This window comes from Mycobacterium sp. (genome assembly GCF_046091765.1).
Lineage (GTDB): Bacteria > Actinomycetota > Actinomycetes > Mycobacteriales > Mycobacteriaceae > Mycobacterium.
In genome coordinates, this window is sequence record NZ_JBJTCF010000090.1 from 1 (window position 1) to 18,084 (window position 18,084).

At 70.9% G+C, this 18,084-nt stretch carries 17 protein-coding genes; 5 read left to right on the plus strand and 12 right to left on the minus strand.

Annotated features, from left to right (window positions below; genetic code table 11):
* The 7 genes from ACKOB8_RS09450 to ftsH form a co-directional block, all read right to left on the minus strand.
* A partial coding sequence (locus tag ACKOB8_RS09450) for a DUF6779 domain-containing protein (RefSeq protein ID WP_526376955.1) occupies positions 1-606 on the minus strand: 606 nt, incomplete at its 3' end.
* A gap of 75 nt (positions 607-681) precedes the next feature.
* Positions 682-1,158: a DUF3180 family protein gene (locus tag ACKOB8_RS09455; RefSeq protein WP_526376956.1), complete on the minus strand. Its 477-nt coding sequence runs from the start codon at positions 1,156-1,158 to the stop codon at positions 682-684.
* Positions 1,159-1,176: 18 nt separating this feature from the next.
* Positions 1,177-1,722, minus strand: a complete 546-nt coding sequence (gene folK, locus ACKOB8_RS09460; RefSeq protein WP_526376957.1) for a 2-amino-4-hydroxy-6-hydroxymethyldihydropteridine diphosphokinase — start codon at positions 1,720-1,722, stop codon at positions 1,177-1,179.
* On the minus strand, positions 1,719-2,093 hold the full coding sequence (gene folB, locus ACKOB8_RS09465; RefSeq protein ID WP_526376958.1) for a dihydroneopterin aldolase: 375 nt from the start codon (positions 2,091-2,093) through the stop codon (positions 1,719-1,721). The genes folK and folB overlap by 4 nt, the downstream gene beginning before the upstream one ends.
* Positions 2,090-2,887, minus strand: coding sequence for a dihydropteroate synthase (gene folP, locus ACKOB8_RS09470; protein WP_526377005.1), 798 nt, complete (start codon positions 2,885-2,887; stop codon positions 2,090-2,092). The genes folB and folP overlap by 4 nt, the downstream gene beginning before the upstream one ends.
* A 29-nt stretch (positions 2,888-2,916) precedes the next feature.
* Positions 2,917-3,519 carry a GTP cyclohydrolase I FolE gene (gene folE, locus ACKOB8_RS09475; RefSeq protein WP_526376959.1) on the minus strand — a complete coding sequence of 201 codons (603 nt, stop codon included), beginning with the start codon at positions 3,517-3,519 and terminating at the stop codon, positions 2,917-2,919.
* Between the two features lie 18 nt (positions 3,520-3,537).
* Positions 3,538-5,820, minus strand: coding sequence for an ATP-dependent zinc metalloprotease FtsH (ftsH, locus tag ACKOB8_RS09480; protein WP_526376960.1), 2,283 nt, complete (start codon positions 5,818-5,820; stop codon positions 3,538-3,540).
* Between the two features lie 172 nt (positions 5,821-5,992).
* Here ftsH and ACKOB8_RS09485 point away from each other — a divergent pair, with 172 nt between their 5' ends.
* Positions 5,993-6,961, plus strand: coding sequence for an alpha/beta fold hydrolase (locus ACKOB8_RS09485; RefSeq protein ID WP_526376961.1), 969 nt, complete (start codon positions 5,993-5,995; stop codon positions 6,959-6,961).
* A gap of 95 nt (positions 6,962-7,056) precedes the next feature.
* Entirely contained in the window at positions 7,057-7,761 is a 705-nt protein-coding gene (locus tag ACKOB8_RS09490; protein WP_526377006.1) for an SIMPL domain-containing protein, read from the plus strand.
* Between the two features lie 38 nt (positions 7,762-7,799).
* Here the strand turns inward: ACKOB8_RS09490 and hpt are convergent, their stop codons facing one another.
* The 4 genes from hpt to dacB are packed head-to-tail and all read right to left on the minus strand — an operon-like array spanning position 7,800 to position 11,809.
* On the minus strand, positions 7,800-8,420 hold the full coding sequence (hpt, locus tag ACKOB8_RS09495; protein ID WP_526376962.1) for a hypoxanthine phosphoribosyltransferase: 621 nt from the start codon (positions 8,418-8,420) through the stop codon (positions 7,800-7,802).
* Complete coding sequence (gene tilS / locus ACKOB8_RS09500) at positions 8,417-9,385, minus strand: tRNA lysidine(34) synthetase TilS (protein WP_526376963.1); 969 nt, start codon at positions 9,383-9,385, stop codon at positions 8,417-8,419. Before tilS ends, hpt begins: the two co-directional genes overlap by 4 nt.
* Complete coding sequence (locus tag ACKOB8_RS09505) at positions 9,364-10,419, minus strand: Rv3626c family coenzyme F420 biosynthesis-associated protein (RefSeq protein WP_526377007.1); 1,056 nt, start codon at positions 10,417-10,419, stop codon at positions 9,364-9,366. The genes tilS and ACKOB8_RS09505 overlap by 22 nt, the downstream gene beginning before the upstream one ends.
* A gap of 16 nt (positions 10,420-10,435) precedes the next feature.
* On the minus strand, positions 10,436-11,809 hold the full coding sequence (gene dacB / locus ACKOB8_RS09510) for a D-alanyl-D-alanine carboxypeptidase/D-alanyl-D-alanine endopeptidase (protein ID WP_526376964.1): 1,374 nt from the start codon (positions 11,807-11,809) through the stop codon (positions 10,436-10,438).
* Positions 11,810-11,959: 150 nt separating this feature from the next.
* On the opposite strand from dacB, the gene ACKOB8_RS09515 reads away from it, so the two are divergent.
* Both ACKOB8_RS09515 and ACKOB8_RS09520 read left to right on the plus strand, forming a co-directional pair.
* Positions 11,960-12,448 carry an inorganic diphosphatase gene (locus tag ACKOB8_RS09515; protein WP_526376965.1) on the plus strand — a complete coding sequence of 163 codons (489 nt, stop codon included), beginning with the start codon at positions 11,960-11,962 and terminating at the stop codon, positions 12,446-12,448.
* Between the two features lie 68 nt (positions 12,449-12,516).
* Positions 12,517-13,044, plus strand: coding sequence for a 2-oxo-4-hydroxy-4-carboxy-5-ureidoimidazoline decarboxylase (locus tag ACKOB8_RS09520; protein WP_526376966.1), 528 nt, complete (start codon positions 12,517-12,519; stop codon positions 13,042-13,044).
* A 15-nt stretch (positions 13,045-13,059) separates the two neighbouring features.
* Here ACKOB8_RS09520 and ACKOB8_RS09525 read toward each other — a convergent pair whose 3' ends face one another.
* Positions 13,060-14,034: a TerC family protein gene (locus ACKOB8_RS09525; RefSeq protein WP_526376967.1), complete on the minus strand. Its 975-nt coding sequence runs from the start codon at positions 14,032-14,034 to the stop codon at positions 13,060-13,062.
* Between the two features lie 136 nt (positions 14,035-14,170).
* Between ACKOB8_RS09525 and ACKOB8_RS09530 the strand changes: the two genes are divergently transcribed.
* Entirely contained in the window at positions 14,171-18,082 is a 3,912-nt protein-coding gene (locus ACKOB8_RS09530) for a Pls/PosA family non-ribosomal peptide synthetase (RefSeq protein WP_526376968.1), read from the plus strand.
* Positions 18,083-18,084 lie beyond the last annotated feature (2 nt).

Here is an 18,084-nt window from a genome sequence, read left to right on the forward strand (position 1 = left end):
GGCCGGCCGGGTCGGCGGCGGGGGTGGCGCGAGCGGTTCCTCGGGCACGTCGATGATCGGTGTCGCGAATTCCGCGGTGTCCTCGACGTCGACAGCCGTGATGCGACTGCTCTGCACCCGCCCGGGCGCGGCCGGCATCGCCACCGCGACCCGCTCCGACCCCAGAGCCGGGCGGTCAGCGAATTCGGTTCCCAACACGGCTTCCAGGCTGGACCGCAACGACGCGAGTTCGGTGCGCAGGGCGGCCATCTCGTCGGCAGCCTCGGCGCGCAGCTCCCAGGACAGTTGCCGGCGCAGATACGCCTCCACGGACAACTCGTACTCGCGGCGCGCCGCGATCTCCCGGCCGAGTTGAAGGTCGTAGACAAGCTTGAGGTCGCGGGCGCGGACCTCTTCGAATTCACCCTGGCGGCGATAACTCAGCGAGGCGAAGGCCGCGATCACCACCGCCCACAGCGACACGATGACCGCCAGCCGCAGCAACTCCACGCGGTCGGTGAAGACGAGCGTCGAGCTCGCCACGACAGCCAGCACCAGCAATGCCGTCAGCAGACGCCAGCCCGGTCTGCGGCCGCGGCGATTCCTGCCACCGCGCGACACCGTCATGGGCCGACTGTACCGCGTGGTGAGCCCGGTCCCGCCGTGACAAGCTGCGCGGCGGCGGGACTCCAGACGGGGTCGTCAACCCGGCGCCGGCTCGGAGTCGTCGGTCGGTGCCTCGGGAGATTTACAGCAATTCTCCAGCCACAGAGCGGCGACGACGAGCGCCAACGCACTCACAGCCGCGACCGCGACGCCGGGAGTGTCGGCGGCGGCGACCCGAAGTTCGGCCCGGCGAGGCAGCAGGTAGGCCAGCACGGCCAGCCACCAGCCGAGCATCAGCGCGCCGGCCCACGCCGAGGCCTTGGCCACCGCCACGCTGCGCGCCACGGCCAGCGGATCAAGGCGGCCTGCCCCGACTCCGATCTGGCCGTTGCGAATCCGGCTGCGCACCGACACCGCCCAGCCCGCCTCGACAGCCGCCACTGCCAGCAGCCACAGGCCGGTCCAGAGGGTGACCGCCGGGAATTGCCGGTACAGCACGGGTATCAGCACGTAGCCGAGCGCCGCCATGGCGGCCGTCGCCGCGGCCAGTTGCCACCTGGAGGTCGGTCCCATCGCTGCCAAGCCCTGCCCCTAGTCGGTGTTCGTTTCCGAGGTTCGCGCCGGCGGGCTGAGCGACAGCCCGGTCGGTCGAACACCCGCGCGTTCGTCCGGCGCGATGCCGTCGAGCAGATCACGCACCGGCCTGCGGCGGCCCTCGACGCTCAACGCGGCATCCGGCTCGGCGTCGAGCCACGGCACCAGCACGAAGGCGCGCAGATGCGCGAGCGGGTGCGGCAGCGTGAGATCGGTGTCACGGCAGAAGATCTCCCTGCTGTCGTCGAAACAGCAGACCAGGTCGACGTCGAGGGTTCGCGGTCCCCACTTCTGCGTGCGCTCCCTGTGGTTGGCGCTCTCCAGGGATTGCGCCAGCCGCAGCCACCCCCGGGCGTCGATCTTCGGATCGTCGGCGACCACCACCGCGTTGAGGAACGGCCCCTGCTCGACACCGCCCCAGGCGTCGGTCTCGAACACCGCCGACACCGCACGGGTCGCCGGCCCCACCCCGTCCACGACCGCCTGCAGTCGAGCGAGCCGGTCGCCCAGATTGGATCCGATCGACAGCACGACCCTGCTCACGCACGCCCGCCCCGGCGTGAGCGGCGCGCGACGACGGCCACATCGGCGAACTCCAGCGGGATGGGGGCCTGCGGCTTGTGCACCACGACCTCGACGGCGTGCACGCGTTCGTCGTTCATCACGTCCTCGGCGATCTCGGCGGCAACCGTCTCGATCAGGTTGCGGGCGGGCCCGCCGACGATGTCGGCGGCGCGGCGGGCCAGCACGCCGTAGTCGTAGGTGTCGGCGAGGTCGTCACTGGCAGCGGCGCCGGCGAGGTCGATCCAGACGGTGATGTCGACGACGAAGTCCTGACCGTCGCGCCGTTCGTGGCTGAACACGCCATGGTTACCGCGAACCGTCAGGCCGCGCAGATGGATACGGTCGGTCACCGGCACCCCCAGGCCTCGACGACTTTGAGTGCGTCGACGCTGGCGCGCACGTCGTGCACGCGCACACCCCAGGTGCCGCACTGCGCGGCCAGTGCCGAGAGGACCGCGGTGGCCGTCTCACGACCGTCCGGTGGTCTCGGCACGCCGTCGCCGTCGGCGAGCAGGGATCCGAGGAATCGTTTGCGCGACGCGCCCACCAGAACCGGAATCCCGGTCGCGACAAGGGCGGGCAGCGCGCGCAGCAACGCCCAGTTGTGCTGGGCGGTCTTGGCGAAGCCCAGACCGGGATCGATGATCAGATTCTCCGGCCGGACTCCGGCCGCCACCGCGGCGTCGACGCCGGCCATCAGTTCGTCGCGGACCTCGGCCACCACGTCGTGATAGTCGGGCACGTCGTGGGTCTGCCCGGCGCCGATCGAGCGCCAGTGCATCAGCACCCAGGGCACCCCGGCCTCGGCGATCAGGGACGCCATGGCCGGATCGGCGCGGCCGCCGCTGACGTCGTTGACGATGCCCGCCCCGTTCTCCAGTGCCGCCCCGGCCACCGCGGCGTGCATGGTGTCGATGCTGACGGTGATCCCTTGAGCGGCCAGGCCCTTGACCACGGGCACCACCCGCGACATCTCCTCGGCCGCGTCGACGCGGGTGGCACCGGGCCGGGTGGACTCACCACCCACGTCGATGATCGCCGCGCCCTCAGCGGCCAGGGTGGTCCCGTGCTCGACGGCGCGCGCCGGATCAGCGAAACGCCCGCCGTCGGAGAACGAGTCCGGAGTCACGTTGACCACGCCCATCACCAGGGTTCGCGATCGAGGTGAGGGTGTCACTTGCGCAGCATGAGTTCCAGCGCTTCGGCCCGGGAAGCCTCGTCGGTCTTGAACTGCCCCCGTACCGCAGACGTCGTGGTGATCGCACCCGGTTTGCGCACACCGCGCATCGCCATGCACAGATGTTCGGCCTCGATGACGACGATCACCCCGCGCGGGTTGAGTTTGCGCACCATCGCATCGGCGATCTGTGCGGTCAGACGCTCCTGGACCTGCGGGCGCTTGGCGTAGAGGTCGATCAGGCGGGCCAGCTTGGACAGGCCCGTCACCCGGCCGTCGGCACCGGGAATGTAGCCCAGGTGCGCCACACCGTGGAACGCCACCAGATGGTGCTCGCAGGTGGAGTACATCGGGATCTGTTTGACCAGGATCAGTTCGTTGTGCTGTTCGTCGAAGGTGGTGTCCAGCACCGCATCGGGGTCGGTGTAGAGCCCCGCGAACATCTCCCGGAACGCCCGCGCGACCCGCGCCGGGGTCTCCCTGAGCCCGCTGCGGTCGGGGTCCTCGCCGACCGCCAGCAGCAGTTCCCGCACCGCCGCCTCAGCGCGGGTCTGATCGAATTCCGGGGTGTCGAGCGTGATCGAATCGCGCCGCGCCATCGAAGCTCCGTCCGCCTGTCAGCCGTTGGTCGGCGGGGTGGGGCGCCCGCCGTCGCCGGAGTCCTCGTGCGGCGCCGGTGCGGGCTGGGGGCGGTAGCCCGGCTGGGGCGGCGGCTGGTGCTGTTGCGGCCAGCCGGCCGGCGGGGGATACCAGTGGCCCTGCTGATGCGGCGACGGCGGCCAACCGGGCGCGCGCCAGCCGGCAGGCGCACCGTAGTCGGGCTGCATCGGGCCGTTGGGCGCATGGTGGCGCCCCGGCTGGCCCTCGGTGTGCGCGCCGTTGCCCCGGCCGGTGCCGGGGCCGGCCTGCGCGGAGTGCGCCGCGGAGGCTTGCGCGATCGCCTTCTTGAACGCCGGCTCGGGCATCGGCCGGGGCCACGGCTCGCCGCGCTCCACGGCGAGTTCACCCGGAGTCTTGATCGGCGGCTTGTCGGAGGGGGTCCGCCCGCCGAAGTCGTCGAACATCTTCAGCCGCGGACGTTTCTTGACGTCGGTGAAGATGGCTTCGAGCTCCGCGCGGTGCAGCGTCTCCTTCTCCAGAAGCTCACCGGCCAGGACGTCGAGCACGTCGCGGTACTCGCTGAGGATCGCCCACGCCTCGTTGTGCGCGGCCTCGATCAGCTTGCGGATCTCGTCGTCGATGTCCCGCGCCACCTCGTGGCTGTAGTCCGCCTGCAGACCCATCGTGCGCCCCAGGAACGGATCGCCGTGCTCGCTGCCGTAGCGCACCGCGCCCAGTTTGGCGCTCATGCCGTACTCGGTGACCATCGCGCGGGCGATCTTGGTCGCCTGCTCGATGTCGGAGACCGCCCCGGTGGTCGGCTCGCGGAACACGAGCTCCTCGGCGGCACGCCCGCCCATCGCGAAGACCAGCCGCGAGATCATCTCCGAGCGGGTCATCAGGCCCTTGTCGTCCTCGGGCACCGAGACGGCGTGACCGCCGGTACGCCCGCGGGCCAGGATGGTGACCTTATAGATGGGTTCGATGTCGGGCATCGCCCAGGCCGCCAGGGTGTGGCCGCCCTCGTGGTAGGCGGTGATCTTCTTCTCGGTCTCGCTGATCACCCGGCCCTTGCGCCGCGGGCCGCCGATCACCCGGTCGACCGCCTCCTCCAGCGCCGCACCGGTGATCACCGTGCCGTTCTCCCGGGCGGTCAGCAGGGCCGCCTCGTTGATCACGTTGGCCAGGTCGGCGCCGGACATCCCGACGGTGCGTTTGGCCAACCCGTCCAGATCGGCGTCGGGGGCCATCGGCTTGCCCTGCGAATGCACCCGCAGCACCGCGCGCCGGCCGGCCAGGTCGGGCGAGGACACCGGGATCTGGCGGTCGAACCGGCCGGGTCGCAGCAGCGCCGGGTCGAGGATGTCGGGACGGTTCGTCGCGGCGATCAGGATCACGCCCTGCCGCTCGCCGAAACCGTCCATCTCGACCAGCAACTGGTTGAGGGTCTGCTCGCGTTCGTCGTGCCCGCCACCGAGGCCCGCTCCGCGCTGGCGGCCGACGGCGTCGATCTCGTCGACGAAGATGATGCACGGCGAGTTCTGCTTGGCCTGCTCGAAAAGGTCGCGCACCCGCGAGGCACCCACGCCGACGAACATCTCCACGAAGTCCGACCCGGAGATCGTGAAGAACGGCACCCCCGCCTCGCCGGCGACGGCCCGGGCCAGCAGGGTCTTGCCGGTGCCCGGCGGCCCGTAGAGCAGCACGCCCTTGGGGATCTTGGCGCCCAGCGCCTGGTAGCGGCCGGGATTCTGCAGGAAGTCCTTGATCTCGTAGAGCTCCTCGACCGCCTCGTCGGCGCCGGCGACGTCGGCGAAGGTGGTCTTGGGCATGTCCTTGGAGAGCTGCTTGGCCCGCGACTTGCCGAAGCCGAAGCCCATCCGTCCGCCGGTCTGCATCCGGGAGAACAGCACGAACAACCCGACCAGAAGCAGCAGCGGGAGCATGTAGATCAGCAGCGTCCCCAGGATGCTGGGCTGATTGACCACGGTGTTGGTCTTCACGCCCTTGGCGTTCAGCGAGTCGAAGAGCTGGACGGCGTACCCGGTGGGATATTTCGCGATGACCTTGTTCGATTCGGCGGTTTCGCTCTTGGCGTCTTTCAGCTCAAGGCGAAGCTGCTGCTCGCGATCGTCGATCTGCGCGCTCTTGACGTTGTCGGCGCTGATCTGGGCGACCGCCACCGAGGTGTCGATCGGCTTGAACCCGCGGGTGTCGTCGTTGAAATAGAAGAACAGCCAGCCGAGCAGCAACACGAAGGCGATCACCGTCAGCGTACGGACCAGGGATTTCCGGTTCATCGAGCATCGGCCGCGCGCGGCCCGTCCTTCCGATCTGCGCTGCATCTGAGCTGCATGGGCACTGCAGTGGTGTTCCAGGCTACCGCTACCCCAACGTCGGACGTGCCGCTGTAGGTTTCCGTCAGCGTTTAGTTCGGTTTGCGGGCCGCCGCCGCTGTGTTTGGCTGGGGGTGTGGTCCGGGTCGCCGAGCGGTCAGTCGACCTCAGGGACGTCCGGTTGCGGGTGCTCGAGGCCGGCCCGCCGGACGCCCCGGTGGTCCTCCTGGCGCACGGCTTCCCCGAGTTGGCCTACTCGTGGCGCCACCAGATCCCGGTCCTGGCGGCGGCCGGCTACCACGTGGTGGCCCCCGACCAGCGCGGCTACGGCGGATCGACGCGCCCGCAGGCGGTCGGGGCCTACGACATCGCGGCGCTGACCGGTGATCTGGTCGGGCTGCTCGACGTCGTCGGAGCCGAGCGGGCCGCGGTGGTCGGTCACGACTGGGGGGCGGTGGTGGCCTGGAGCACCCCCCTGCTGCACCCCGGGCGGGTTGCCGCGGTGGCCGGCCTGAGCGTGCCGCCGGTGCCGCGCCCGCTGACCCCGCCGACACAGGCGTTCCGCCGGATCTTCGGGGAGAACTTCTTCTACATCCTGTACTTCCAGCAGCCCGGGATCGCCGACGCGGAGATGGGCGCCGATCCGGAGCGTGCCCTGCGCCGGATGCTGGGCGGAATGCGGGTTCCCGCCGACGAGGCCGCCGCGCTGCGGATGCTCGCTCCCGGCCGGCAGGGTTTCATCGACCGGCTGCCGGAACCCGACCGGCTGCCCGACTGGTTGTCGGCCGAGGAGCTCGAGCACTACGTCGGCGAGTTCCGCCGCACCGGATTCACCGGCGCGCTGAACTGGTATCGCAATTTCGACCGCAACTGGCAGGTCATGGCCACTCCGGCGGCCGCGACGATCGACGTTCCGGCGCTGTTCGTCGGCGGCACCGACGATCCGGTGCTCAACTTCACCAGGGCCGACCGCGCGCGCGAGGTGGTGATCGGCCCCTACCGCGAGCGGCTGCTGGAGGGCGCGGGTCACTGGATCCAGCAGGAGCGACCCGAAGAGATCAACGCCGAACTGCTCGACTGGCTGTCCACGGTGCGCTGGGCCTGAGCCCGCCGGGCACCTGACGGCGGCACCGTTCCGGGATACCGGCGCGATACGGTGAGTCCGTGCGCAGCGGCCCAGGAGTGTCGATCGGTGCCGGCATGGCCGCCGCGGTGCTTCTCGCGGTCGCGCTCACCGGGTGTGACAGCCGCCCCTCGGGCGGCCCCGCCGGCGGTTCCTCGGCGGGGGTGAACGCCCGCCAGGTGACGGTGGTCGGCACCGGCGAGGTGCAGGGCGTGCCCGACACGCTGACCGCCGACGCGGCGATCGAGGTCATCGCACCGGACGTCACGGCCGCGATGAACCAGGCCAGTCAGCGCCAGCAGGCGGTGATCGACGCACTCACCGCGCGCGGATTCGACGAGCAAGACATCAGCACCACCGACGTGAGCCTGCAGCCGCAGTACGCGGACAACTCGGTGATCACCGGCTACCGCGCGGGCAACTCGATCCGCGTCACGATCCGCGAACTCGACGCCGCGTCGGCAGCACTGACGACGATCCTCAACGCGGGCGGTAACGCGACGCGGATCAACTCGGTGAGCTATTCGATCGAGGACGACTCGACGCTGGTCCGCGACGCGCGGGCGCGGGCTTTCGGGGACGCCCGAAGCAGAGCCGAGCAGTACGCCGAACTGTCCGGCCTGTCGCTGGGACCGGTGATCTCGATCTCCGAGGCCACCGGCGGTTCGCCGCCGCCACCGCCGATGCCGATGCCCCGGGGTGCGATGGCCGCCGACGTTCCGCTTCAGCCGGGCAAGCAGACGGTGAACTTCTCGGTGACGGTGGTCTGGGAGCTCAACTAGGGCCCGTTGAGGGCCCCGTTGAGAGCCCCGTTGAGGGCTTACGTCTCGTGCTGATACACCCTCGGGTCGAGGGTGCCGATGTAGGGCAGGTCGCGGTAGCGCTCGGCGTAGTCGAGTCCGTAACCGACGACGAACTCGTTGGGGATGTCGAATCCGACGTAGGTGATGTCGACGTCGGCGCGGATCGCCTCGGGTTTGCGCAGCAGCGCGCACACCCGCAGCGAACGCGGGTGCCGGTGGGCGAGGTTGCGACGCAGCCACGACAGCGTCAGGCCGGAGTCGACGATGTCCTCGACGATGAGCACGTGCCGGTCGGTGATGTCGCGGTCGAGATCCTTGAGGATGCGCACCACCCCGGAGGACGACGTCGCCGAGCCGTAGGAACTGACGGCCATGAACTCCAGCTGGGTGGGCACCGGCAGGGCGCGCGCCAGATCGGTGACGAACATCACCGCACCTTTGAGCACCGTGACCAGCAACAGGTCCTCGCCGTCGAGCACGTCGCGGTAGTCCTCGCCCACCTGGTGACCGAGTTCGACGGTCCGGGCCTGAATCTGCTCTCCGGACAACAGGACCGACTTGATGTCCCCGGGATACAGCTCATGCTCCGGCACGCCCCACAGCGTGCCATGCCGGAACCGCCGGTGAAAGACGATCACACCGGTTCGGGGCGCAACGTCAACATCCCGTCGCGCCGCTGGGCGAACAGGCGCGTCCGCGGCCGGTCACAGCCGACCGCCACTCCCCCCTGGCCCCGCCAACGGGTGATCAGGTCGTCGACGGCCCGGATCTGGGTGTCGGTCAGGCCGCTGGCGCCGCCGGCGAGCAGCCATCCGCGCAGCACCCGCCGGCGCAGCGCGGCCGGAAGATCCGCGACGTCGGCTGCGCTCAGACCGCCGCCGGGCCCGGACCGGGCCGCCCGCAACTGCTGCTCGGCCTGCGAGTCCAGCACGTCGGTGTCCTCCCGCAGGGCCGCGGCGGTGCGGGCCAGTGCCTCGGCGACGCCGCCGCCGAGGACGTCTTCGAGCAGTGGCAGCACCTCGGTGCGCAGCCGGACCCGGGTGAACCGGCGGTCGCTGTTGTGCGGATCGTCCCAGGGCTGCAGCCCCAGTTCGGCGCAGGCCGCCCGGGTCTGGGTGCGTCGGACACCCAGCATCGGCCGAAACCAGGGCTCGTCGGCCGCGCACATCCCGGCGATCGAGCGCGGGCCCGAGCCGCGGCCCAGGCCGAGCAGAACAGTCTCGGCCTGATCATCGAGGGTGTGCCCGAGCAGCACCGGCGACCCGGCCCGGGCCGAGTCCAGGGCGGCGTAGCGGGCCGACCGGGCCGCGGCCTCCGGTCCCCCGGCCGTGCCGACCTCGACCCGCAGCACCCGGGCCTCGACGCAGCCCAGGTCGTGGGCCCGGGCGCGTGCGGTTTCGGCCACCGCGGCGGAGTCGCGCTGCAGTCCGTGATCGACGATCAGCGCCGTGGTGGGCAGGATCGGCGCCGCCGCCGCGGTCAGCGCCAGCGAGTCAGGCCCGCCGGAAAGCCCGACGCACCACGACCGTGCCGCCGGGAGGTGTTCGGCGGCGAAGCCGGCCAGCGTCTGGCGCAGCCGGTCTAGAGCACCCGGGTGATCCACTGCTCCGGGTTCCCGATCTCCTCCGAGCGCGGCAGTGTGTCCGGACCGGACCAGACCGCGTTGAACCGCTCCATCCCGACCCGCTTGACCACCGCGTCGACAAACGCCCGCCCGCGGGTGTACTGGCTGAGTTTGGCGTCGACCCCGAGCAGTGCGCGCAGCAGCCGCTGCGGCGCAGACAGCTGTCGCTGCCTGCGGTCGTTGAAGCGCCGCCGGATCTGGTCGACGCTCGGCACAACCGCGGGCCCGACCGCGTCCATCACATAGTCGGCGTGGCCCTCCAATAACGTGCCCAGTGCCATCAGCTGGTCCAGCGCGGCACGCTGCGGCTCGGACTGCAACGCCCGCATGAACCCGACGAGGCCCGGGGTGTGGCTCGTCCGCCGGTCCCTGATCAGTTCGGTGAGCCGGCCCACGACGTCGGTGAGGCCCGGGCCGCCGCCGGAGGTGAGCACGCCGACGCTGCGCGACATGTGTTGGGCCAGCCAGGGATTGGCGGTGAACTGCACGCGGTGAGTTACCTCGTGCAGACACACCCACAACCGGAAGTCGCGGGGCACGACCCGCAACTGGCGTTCCACGGCGAGCACGTTCGGGTAGACGAGCAGCAGCCGACCGCTCCCGGCGGCACCCCCGCCGAAGGGATCGTATTGACCCAGAATCCCCGACGAGACGAACGCGAGGATCGCACCGGTCTGCGCTCCGGTGATGCGGCCGGTGATGAGACTGCCCGAGGCCCCGGCTCCCCCGGCTCCCCCGGTCAGCACCCGCATCGAATCCGATGCCGCCCTGACCCACTCCTGTCGGTCGACGATGCGGGCGTCGGCCACCGGCCCACCGCCGGACAGTCCGGTGACGTCGCGCACGGGACTCTCGGCGGCGTGCGCGGCCTCGGCGAGATCGTCGACGACCTGACGCAGCGTGTACTCGGTCGCGGGCGGGCCGGGCCGGGCCAGCCGCGCCCCGACCGATCCCGCGAAGGCCCAGTCCACCGCGGGCGGGGTCGGTTTCGGGGATGCGCTCACCGCGGGCAGCCGGGCCGACCGGGGCTCACGGGCCGCAGCCGCAGGAGCGCAGTGTGCTGGCCAGCGCGTCGAGCGCGGTGCGGCCCTCCATCCCGGCGTTGTTGGAGATGAAGGCGAAGGTCAGCACCCGGCCGCTGAGATCGGTGACGATCCCGGCCAGCGAGTTGATCCGGGTCAGCGACCCCGTTTTGGCCCGCAGCCAGCCGGCCGGGGATCGGGGGTCGCTGCTGATGAATCGATCGGAGAGCGTGCCGCTGCCCCCGGCGATCGGCAGCAGATCCACCAGCGGGCGCAGTTCGGGGTGGCCGGGGCCGGCGGCGAAGTTCACCACCTCGTCCAGTGTCAGGGCGGTCAGCAGGTTGGCCACCGACAGCCCGCTGCTGTCCACCAGCGACGCCCCGCGGACGTCGATCCCGGCGGCGGCCAGCTTGCTGATCACCGCGTCGACGCCGCCGGCGAAACTCCGCGGGCGACCGGTCGCGGCGGCGATCTCGCGACCGATCGTCTCGGCCATCACGTTGTCGGAGGCGTTCATCATCTGGCGCAGCCGCTCGATCAGCGGCGCGGACTGCACCGAGGCGAGTTGCCTGCCGCCGGCCGGGCCCGGGGCGAACGTCACCCGGGCGGGATCGACCCCGAGCGCGACCGCCAGCGCCCGGCCCGCGTCGAGGGCGGGCGTCGGGGATCGACGCGACTCGAAGGTCGTCGGCTGGATGCGACCGGCGTCGAGCATCACCGACTGAATCGGCGCGATGTCGCCGCCCTCGATGTCGGCGGGATCCCAACCCGGAGCCATGTCCGGCCCGGAGAACAACGAGGTGTCGACCTGAACGGCGGTTGGCGTCACCCCGCTCTGGCGCACCTGGTCGGCCAGATCGGAGATCCGCGCCGCGCCGCGATACCAGGTCTCCTGCCCGGGTGCGGCCGCGGACAGCACCGGGTCGCCCCCGCCGACGAGCACGACGACTCCCGGCAGCAGGGTCTGGTCGGCGGCCTGCACGGTGGTGGTGATGCGGGCGTCGCGATCGAGGGTCAGCAGGGCGGCGGCTGCGGTCAGCACCTTGTTCGTCGAGGCCGGTTGCATCTGCGCATCGGCGCGCTGCTCCCAGACCTGCTGGCCGGTCGCCGCGTCGGTCACCCGGCCGCCCAGGGTGCCGAGGTTGGGGTTGGCGACGGCGGCCGCCAGGGCGGCGGTCATGCCGGCCGTGGTCGGGGCTGCCGCTGACTCGGCCACCGGAACGACCCCGGGCTTGGCGCTGGCGGGCGGGCGCGGGGGCGGAACCTGGGCGTTGCTACTGCTCCCGGCCGTCAGGAAGGCCGCCACCGCGACGACGACGGCGACCACTGCGATCACCGACGCCGCCAACAGCACATGCGAGCGGCTTCGCGAACTGCCCATTCGGGTTACCGCCCCCTTCGGCGTCTGCTGCGTTGTTCGGGCCTCGGCCAGCTTCCATTGTGCCCAACGCGGCCCCAGCGAAGGTTATCGCTCCGTTAGGGTTGACCCCTCGGCGCCACCGGGCGAAGGACAGCGAGAAGGAGTCGCGGGATGCAATTCGACGTCACGATCGAGATCCCGAAGGGCCAGCGCAACAAGTACGAAGTCGATCACGACACCGGGCGGGTGCGACTGGACCGCTACCTGTACACCCCGATGGGATACCCGGCGGACTACGGATTCATCGAAGACACCCTCGGTGAGGACGGCGACCCGCTGGACGCCCTGGTGCTGCTGCCGCAGTCGGTCTTCCCCGGCGTGATCGTCTCCGCCCGCCCGGTGGGGATGTTCCAAATGGTCGACGAGGCGGGCGGCGACGACAAGGTGCTGTGCGTGCCCGCCGGGGATCCGCGCTGGGACCACGTCACCGACATCGGCGATGTGTCCGATTTCGAACTCGAGGCGATCAAACACTTCTTCGTGCACTACAAGGACCTCGAGCCGGGCAAGCACGTCGAGGCGGCGGACTTCGTCGGGCGCGCCGAGGCGGAGGCCGAGGTCGAGCGGTCCCGGCAGCGCTTCGCCGTCGAGGGCCACTAGCCGGGAATTTTCCTGGCCGTAACGTCTCTTAACGCGGCGGTGTTCTTTGGTTTCCCATGATGGGGGCCATGTTGATGCACCAGGGCATCGGCCTGGCGGCCTTCAACCGGCTGCCGACGCGCCGGGCCGTTCACGCGCTCTACGAGTGCTGTAACAGCGTGGCAATGGCCGCCGACCTGGCCCGCGGCCGCCCCTACCCCGACCGCGGCGAGCTCTACCGCCGCGCCGACGGACTGCTCTTCGCGCTGTCGGAGGAGTCCGTCGACGACATCATGCAGGCCTACCCCAAGATCGGCAGCCGGCCGGGCAGCGCGCACTCGCGGGCCGAGCCTTGCTCGATCACCCACGAGCACCCCGAGGTGATGCGGCGCCTGACCTCCGCCGCGCGCGGCTACGCGGAGCGCTTCGGCTTCGAGTTCGTGATGTACCTGGGCCAGCGATGCTCGGCCGCGGAGGTGATCGCCGCGATCGGGGACCGGATGCACCACGACGCCGACACCGAACGCAAGATCGTGCGCAATGAGATCGCCAAACTCAACCGCAGCCGCCTCGAGCGCATGCTCGGGCCTGAGGGCGGTTACGACAACTGGACGTGACGTCGATCCGGATGCTCATCCGGCCGGGGGCTGGGTCATCCGGGTCTTGATCAGGCTGGCCACCATCGTCAGGAACAGGGTCAGCACGATCACCGCGAGGCTGAACAGGGTGGGGATCTCCGGCACGTTGACTTTCTGGCCCCCGTTGATGAACGGCAGCTCGTTCTCGTGCAGGGCGTGCAGCAGCAGCTTGACGCCGATGAAGAACAGGATGACGGCCAGACCCTGGGACAGGTAGACCAGCCGGTTGAGCAGGTCGCCCAGCAGGAAGTACAGCTGCCGAAGTCCCATCAGCGCGAAGACATTGGCGGTGAACACCAGATAGGGCTCTTTGGTCAGTCCGTAGATCGCCGGAATCGAGTCCACCGCGAATAGCAGATCGGTGGTCGCCAGTGCGACGATCACCAGGAACATCGGGGTCATCAACCGCTTGCCGTCGCGTTTGACGTAGAGCTTGAGTCCGTGCCAGGCGTCGGTGGTCTTCAGATGGGCCTTGGCGAAACGCACCACCGCGTTGTCGGCGTCGTCGCTGTGGTCGGTGTCGCGCACCAGTTGAATCGCGGTGTACACCAAAAAGGCGCCGAAAAGGTAGAAGATCCACGAGAACTGCTCGATCGCAACGGCTCCCAGCGCGATGAAGATGCCGCGGAAGACCAGGGCCAGCACGATGCCGACGAAGAGCGCCTGCTGCTGGTGCTTCTTCGGGACCTTGAAGCTGCCCATGATGATGATGAAGATGAACAGGTTGTCGATCGACAGGCTGTACTCGGTGAGCCACCCGGCGTAGAACTCCAGGCCGAATTGGCTGCCGTGGTAGTTCCAGACCCACAGACCGAACAGCACCGCCATCCCGACGTAGAGGGTCAGCGCGATGATGCAGTCGCGGGTGGTGGGTTCCTGAGGACGGCGGGCGAAGGCCAGGATGTCGACGAGCAGGACTGCGAGGGTCACCGCCAGGGTGATCGCCCATTCCAGGGCTGATACGTCCACGCAGCTGGCCTCCGGCCGTCATCGGCGCGGGGTCCCACACGCCCGCGGAACAGACCCCTGTGCGGAGTGTCTCAGGTCCAGGTGGCTCAGGCCACACGGGGGGCTGCGGCGCCGTCGGCACCCTAGGATTCACGGCGTGGCAGTTGCGGTCCCCTCCCAATATCTGCGCTCGGCGCAGGCACCACCGCCTCGAACCCTCCTCGACATCCTCCATGCCACCGCGACCCGCTTCCCCGAGGCTCCGGCCATCGACGACGGTTCGGTTCAGCTGACCTACGCCGAGGTGGTCGCCGACATCGAGGACGGGGCGCGCTGGCTGGCCGAGCGCGGGATCGGGCGGGGCGACCGGATCGGGATCCGGATGCCGTCCGGCAGTTACTCGCTCTACCTGGCGATCCTGTCCACGCTGGCCGCCGGGGCGGCTTACGTGCCGGTGGACGCCGACGATCCCGAGGAGCGGGCCGAGCTGGTCTTCACCGAGGCGGCGGTCGCGGCGATGATCACCCCGGCCGGACTGCTCCGCGGCCCGGGCGCGTCTAGGGGAGCGGGCGCGGGCAGACCGCAACCCGGGGATGACGCATGGATCATCTTCACCTCGGGCTCCACCGGTGTGCCCAAAGGCGTGGCCGTCACCCACCGCAATGCGGCGGCGTTCATCGACGCCGAGGCGCGGATGTTTCTGCAGGACAACCCGATTGGCCCGGAGGACCGGGTGCTGGCGGGTCTTTCGGTGGCTTTCGACGCGTCCTGCGAGGAGATGTGGCTGGCGTGGCGCAACGGAGCCTGCCTGGTTCCGGCGCCGAGGGCGCTGGTGCGCAGCGGGATGGACCTGGGGCCGTGGCTGGTCTCCCGGGACATCACCGTGGTGTCGACGGTGCCGACGCTGGCCGCGCTGTGGCCGGTGGAAGCCCTCGAGGCGGTGCGGCTGCTGATCTTCGGCGGCGAGGCGTGCCCACCGGAGCTGGGCGAGCGACTGGCGTCCGGAGAGGACGGGGCCGCGCGCGAGGTCTGGAACACCTACGGACCCACCGAGGCCACCGTCGTCTCCTGCGCGGCCAGGCTCGGCGACGGGCCGGTCAGCATCGGACTCCCGCTCGAGGGGTGGGACCTGGCCGTCGTCAACGCCGCCGACGGCTCCCCGGTCGCGCCGGGAGAGATCGGCGAACTGGTGATCGGCGGGGTCGGTCTGGCGCGCTACCTCGATCCCGACAAGGACGCCGAGAAGTACGCGCCGCTGCCCTCGCTGGGCTGGGAGCGTGCCTACCGCAGCGGGGACCTGGTTCGCCTGGAGCCCGAGGGCCTGTACTTCCAGGGGCGCGCGGACGATCAGGTCAAGGTCGGGGGTCGGCGCATCGAACTCGGCGAGATCGATTCCGCGCTGCAGCATCTGCCCGGAGTCAGCGGCGCCGCGGCGGCGGTGCGCCGCACGGCGGGCGGCACCGCGATCCTGGTGGGCTACCTGGCCTCGGCGGATCCCGACTTCGACCTCGCCGCCGCGCGCGCCCACCTCGCCGACACGCTCCCGGCGGCGCTGGTGCCGCGGCTGGTGCGACTCGACGACCTGCCCACCCGGACCTCCGGCAAGGTCGACCGCGACGCTCTGCCCTGGCCCCCGCCGGGCTACACCGAGGAGCAGGGACCCGAACTCGCCGGCACCCTGGGCTGGCTGGCCGGGCTGTGGAGTGATCTGCTCGGCACTGCGATCGAGGGGCCCGAGGCGGACTTCTTCGCCCTGGGCGGCGGATCGCTGGCGGCCGCCCAGCTGGTGGTCGCGCTGCGCACCCGCTACCCCACGATGACGGTGGCGCTGCTCTACGACCATCCCCGGCTCGGTTCCCTCGCGGAGTTCCTCGACGAGACCGGGGAACCGGACGCCGCGCCGCAGGCCGGCCCGCCCCGGGTGGTCGCGCCGACCCCGCGCACCACCCGGCTCGTCCAGGTGTTGCTGTCGGTGCCACTGGCCACCCTGACCGCCCTGCAGTGGCTGACCTGGCTGGCGCTGATCAACAACCTCGCCGCCCCCCGGTTCGGCCTGCCGTGGCTGGTGACGCTCGACTGGTGGGTGGTCGCCGCCGCGTTCGTCGTGTTCGTCACCCCACTGGGGCGGATGGGCACCGCCGTCCTGGGCGCCCGGCTGCTGCTCTCGGGACTCAAGCCCGGAACCTACCGCCGCGGCGGGCCCGAGCACATGCGGGTCTGGCTGGCCGAACGGCTGGCCGAGGCCAGCGGCGCGGAGAACCTCGCCGGCGCGCCATGGCTGGTGTACTACGCGCGGGCGCTGGGCAACACCGTGGGCACCGGTGTCGACCTGCACTCGGCACCGCCGGTGACCGGCATGCTCACCCTGGGCCACCGCTGCTCGATTGAGCCCGAGGTCGACCTCACCGGGCACTGGATCGACGGCGACCGCTTCCACGTCGGTCCGATCGCCGTCGGCGACGACGCGACCGTCGGGGCGCGCAGCATGCTGCTTCCCGGCGCGACCGTCGGCAGCGACGCCGACGTCGCACCCGCGTCGGCGGTGACCGGCAAGGTCAAAAGCGGTCAGTACTGGAAGGGCTCGCCGGCGGTCAAGTCCGGCAAGGCCCGCCACCCGTGGCCCGAGCACCGGCCGCCGCGGGCCACCCAGTGGCTGGCGGTCTACGGGCTGTCCTCGCTGCTGCTCGGCGCGCTGCCCCTCGCCGGGCTGGGCGCCGGACTGGCGATGCTGGCCTGGGCCGCGCGCGACGCGGGCACGCTTTCCGACGCGGTCGTCGCTGCGCTGCCGTGGATCCCGGTGGCCACGCTGGCCGCCCTGATCGTCTACGCGGCCCTGACGGTGATCGGGGTGCGGACGCTGGCGATCGGACTGCGCGAGGGCTATCACCCGGTCCGCAGCCGCATCGGCTGGCAGATGTGGGCCACCGAGCGGCTGATGGATGCCGCCCGCAACTACCTCTTCCCGCTCTACGCCAGCCTGCTGACCCCGCTCTGGCTGCGCATCCTCGGTGCCCGGGTGGGCCGCAACACCGAGATCTCCACCGCACTGCTGACCCCGAAATTCACCGTCGTCGAGGACGGCGCCTTCCTCGCCGACGACACCATGGTCGGCTCCTACGAACTGGGCGGCGGCTGGATCCACGTCGCCACGGCGACCGTCGGCAAGCGGGCGTTCCTGGGCAACTCCGGTATCACCCAGCCCGGCCGGCGGGTTCCCGACGACGGTCTGGTCGCGGTGCTGTCCGCCACGCCCACCAAAGCCAAGAAGGGTTCGTCGTGGCTGGGCAGCCCGCCGATCCGGTTGCGCCGCAAGGCCGATGCGGCCGACGTCGCTCTCACCTTCAATCCGCCGTTCCGGCTCAAAGTCATGCGCGCGGTCGTCGAGACCTGCCGGCTGATCCCGGTGATGGTGACCTTCACCATCGGGGTCGGAATGCTGACCGCCCTGCAGGCGCTGGTGCTGCGGTGGGGGTACGGACCGGCCGCGGCGCTGTGCGGTCTGGTTCTGCTGGCCGTGGGCGCGGTCGCCGGCGCCACGGCGGTCGCGGCGAAATGGGTTGTGGTCGGACGGATCCGGGCGGGGGAACGACCGCTGTGGTCATCCTTCGTCTGGCGTAACGAGGTCGCCGACGCCTTCGTCGAGACCGTCGCGGCGCCGTGGTTCGCGCGGGCGGCCGGCGGCACCGCGCTGATGAACCTGTGGCTGCGCGCACTCGGCGCGAAGATCGGGCCGGGCGTCTGGTGTGAGACCTACTGGCTGCCCGAGGCCGACCTGGTCACCCTCGGTGCGGGCAGCACGGTCAACCGCGGCTGCGTGGTCCAGACGCACCTGTTCCACGACCGCATCATGCGGATGGACACCGTCGTGCTGGAGGACGGCGCCACCCTGGGCCCGCACTGCGTCGCCCTGCCCGCCTCCCGCGTCGGCGCCGGGACGGTGATCGGCCCGGTGTCGCTGGTGATGCGCGGCGACGAGGTCCCCGCCTCCACGCGCTGGCAGGGCAATCCCATCGCCCCCTGGCAGGTTCGCCGCACGAGGGATCGCCCCGAGGGCAAGTCGGCTGCGTGAAG

Coding starts and splice junctions, on each gene's coding strand:
- ACKOB8_RS09455 (WP_526376956.1), bottom strand. CDS start 1,158: ATGGGACCGACCTCCAGGTGGCAACTGGCCGCGGCGACGGCCGCCATG.
- folP (WP_526377005.1), bottom strand. CDS start 2,887: ATGGGCGTGGTCAACGTGACTCCGGACTCGTTCTCCGACGGCGGGCGT.
- folE (WP_526376959.1), bottom strand. CDS start 3,519: ATGGCGCGGCGCGATTCGATCACGCTCGACACCCCGGAATTCGATCAG.
- ftsH (WP_526376960.1), bottom strand. CDS start 5,820: ATGAACCGGAAATCCCTGGTCCGTACGCTGACGGTGATCGCCTTCGTG.
- ACKOB8_RS09490 (WP_526377006.1), top strand. CDS start 7,057: ATGGCCGCCGCGGTGCTTCTCGCGGTCGCGCTCACCGGGTGTGACAGC.
- dacB (WP_526376964.1), bottom strand. CDS start 11,809: ATGGGCAGTTCGCGAAGCCGCTCGCATGTGCTGTTGGCGGCGTCGGTG.
- ACKOB8_RS09515 (WP_526376965.1), top strand. CDS start 11,960: ATGCAATTCGACGTCACGATCGAGATCCCGAAGGGCCAGCGCAACAAG.
- ACKOB8_RS09520 (WP_526376966.1), top strand. CDS start 12,517: ATGTTGATGCACCAGGGCATCGGCCTGGCGGCCTTCAACCGGCTGCCG.